Below are 2,957 nucleotides of genomic sequence, written 5' to 3' on the forward strand. Positions count from 1 at the left end.
AACTTGAACCACCAGACGAAAAAAGCGAGCGGCCGATAAATCGACCAGCCTCCGATCGTGAACCAGGGAGGCCCAAGCTGCGGCTGAAACGCCAGACGCCAGGCCGTCCACTCGGTCGCCGTCCAGAGGAAGGCGAGCACGACGATGGAGGCGCACAGCAGTTGGCCCCAAAGTATCTTGGTTCCTGACATGACCAGAGTTAGTGCGCACCAGTAGGCGCAAAGTGCAACGGCAATCCTCCCGTCGTCGTGGTATGGCGCAAGGTAGCGCAGAGATCGGCAGATCAGAGCGAAAGGTCGCGCTTGCGTCCAAAACTCCAGTCAACGCCGCTGGGACTAGCGATGCCATTCACTTGCCTGCCCAGTTCGCGCTCAAGGGACGGTGTCCAGGGCACGAGCTGAAAGCCCAAGCCGTTGTCGATCATCGCGAAGCGGCCAGAGGCAAGCGACAGTCGCTGGCGATAAACCCCTGAGACGCGGTCCCCTGTTTCAGCAGACAGATGCGCCTGCCCGGTTTCCGAGGCAAGACGCCGTCCGACCGCGTCGAGTTCGCGGCTGCGCAACGTACCTACCAGGTTACGCCCGATCGTGACCTTATCTCCCTCGCGGCGTGCCAGGCCCTGCTCTGCCAAGGTATCGATCCGCCGATCAAGCGCGGTACGAACCTCGGCACCGAAACCCGCGCGTGAAAGCTCGACACCTTCGCGGGCGACTAGCCGCCGGTCGAGCCAGGTCGCGCCTTCCGCTGCCACTTGCTGTTCGAGGTTAAGATCCGAGCGGACCGCGAGCGCGATCCGCTGCCGGCCCCTCGTATCCTCGAAACGGCGCAGCTCAACAATACCGCCGATCGGCCCATCACTGGCCGATTCGATGTCGGGAAGCTTGAGATGATGAACGCGTCCGTCGATGCCGTCGACAACGGCGAATGCTGAGCCCCTAAGTTCGTCATCCAACCCGCGGGCGATAAGGCGGCCGATCACGGGCTCGCCATGGCGTTCGCCTTCGAGCGCCCAGGACGACGGCGCGCGAGATGCGCCATCCTTTGCGATCGCCCTATGCAGCCGTTTGATGATGTCCCCGCGTTCCCCAAGCGCACGCAGGCGCTGCTCCGGGTCAACGGCAAGGACCCAACGCGCGGGGCCGGCTGGCTCAGCGAGCCCAAGCCGCTCGAGGGTCCGCATCCGACCAATTTGGATGTCCCTTAGCGGGTTGTGCCCGGCATCGCGCTCCGGCCGCAGGTCGACAACCCCCTCCGCCCTTCCCGCTTCCCGGGCCAGCGCCCGATCGAGGCGTGTCCAGCGTTCGGCCGTGACCTCCGCCTCAAGACCGCGCCGAACCTCAAGCTCTGATCGCGGGCCGAGCTCTCGGGTGAGAAGATCACCAGCACGGGTACGCAAGCCGGCTGCGATATAATCGCGACTGATGACAAGGTCGGTACCATCGTCGGCGCGGCCGCGCACGAGGATATGGATATGGGGATGCTCGGTGTTCCAATGGTCCACGGCGACCCAGTCGAGCTTTGTGCCGAGATCACGTGAAGCCTGATCCATGAGCTCGCGGGTAAAGCTCCTCAAGCTTTCAAGCTCGCCGGCATCATCCGGTGAGACAATGAACCGAAAATGGTGCCGATCGCCTTCGCAGCGCTCAGCGAAGGCGCGGCCGTCCGCGTCATCGCCGGCAGCGTCGAACAGTTTCCCCGGCGATCCATCACGGGTTACGCCGTCGCGCTTAAGATAACCGATATGGGCCCTTAGGCTACCGGGCGAAGGCGCCCGGCGCACGACACGCGCCTTGACCATGGCGCCGCGGCCGTGGTTGTTGAGGAACCGTGTCGCGGCAAGGCTCGCGGTGCGCCCGCGGCCAAACCTGGACCTGGTGCTGCCGCCTCCCCTGGAAAGACCGCCAGCCTTCTGTGCGGCTTGGAGCGCCTGCGCCAGAAACGATTTTGTCCTGGGCGCGCGCGTCGAACGGATCCGGCCTGGGCGAACGCGAAACTCGTCATTTTTACTCATTGTGTCCATCGCAAGGTGTCGAAAGCTGAGTTACGACGGCGCATTGCCACGAATCGCAGGTTGCATGAGACTTTCGCAATGTTTGAGGCGAGCCTGAATTTGACCCTGTTTGTCTCACCCCACCGACCGGCCGCACCTTGCGGCTTTTATCCTGCCCTCGTCGGTCGCTGCTCCCCAGCACCCATTCTCCAGGCTTTTCACATTCAAGGACGCCCGACAGGATCCGACAAAATGCAATTCCGGTCATCGCGACTGCTCCTCGTTTGATTGACGGACGAACAGATCGGTCGGAAGCGGAGCGAGCGTCGAAGAGCCGACCGTTACCCGATCGCTCGGCTGCAACGTTCGCTGCACATCTGGTGCAGACGCATCGTCAGCCAACTCAGGCTTTACGGGTGTGATAAACAGTGGGGATTGCCGCCAAGGAACGGCAGATCTGCTGCGGAAAGCGACGCGTTCATTTTGCGCAGGTCCGAGCAACGACGAAACCGCAGCGACGTAGGCCAAGGTCTCTGTCGGGAGCGGTCGTCCGGCCGCGAGATGCTGCTCATAGCGCAATGGACCGGCGTGGTAGGCTGCAAGGAAGCCCTCCGGCCCGAATCGGTCGCGCATTTCCTTGAGGTACGCGGCGCCGGCGAGGATGTTGGCGTGCGCGTCAAATGGGTTGTTGCCGAGCCCATAGCGAGCAGTGAGTTCTGCCCAGGTTCTGGGCATGATTTGCATCAGTCCTATTGCGCCCCGAGGCGACGTCGCACGCTCGTCGCCTCCGCTTTCTATTTGCATGACGGCGCGAATCCAGCACGCCGGAACGACAAAACGCTCAGACGCTTCGGCGATGAACTCGGCAAGCCGATCGGCGGGTTCCCCGCGCGAGGCGTTCTGTGCACATGCAACTCCCTCGAAGAAGGGTAAAGGCGCGATCGGGCACACCAATGCCGTGACTGTA

Annotated in this window: 3 protein-coding genes; all 3 read right to left on the reverse strand. The window is 62.9% G+C overall.

Going from position 1 to position 2,957, the window contains the following annotated elements:
* A partial coding sequence (locus JOZ76_RS01690; RefSeq protein WP_291696901.1) for a hypothetical protein occupies positions 1-191 on the reverse strand: 191 nt, incomplete at its 3' end.
* 92 nt (positions 192-283) lie between these two features.
* The gene (locus JOZ76_RS01695) at positions 284-2,011 is read right to left on the reverse strand and encodes a relaxase/mobilization nuclease domain-containing protein (protein ID WP_291696902.1); all 1,728 of its coding nucleotides are present in this window, start codon (positions 2,009-2,011) and stop codon (positions 284-286) included.
* Positions 2,012-2,254: 243 nt separating this feature from the next.
* The coding region (locus JOZ76_RS01700) for a lytic transglycosylase domain-containing protein (protein ID WP_366113747.1) at positions 2,255-2,957 on the reverse strand (703 nt) is incomplete at its 5' end.

Source organism: Bradyrhizobium sp. (genome assembly GCF_019244115.1).
GTDB lineage: Bacteria > Pseudomonadota > Alphaproteobacteria > Rhizobiales > Xanthobacteraceae > Bradyrhizobium.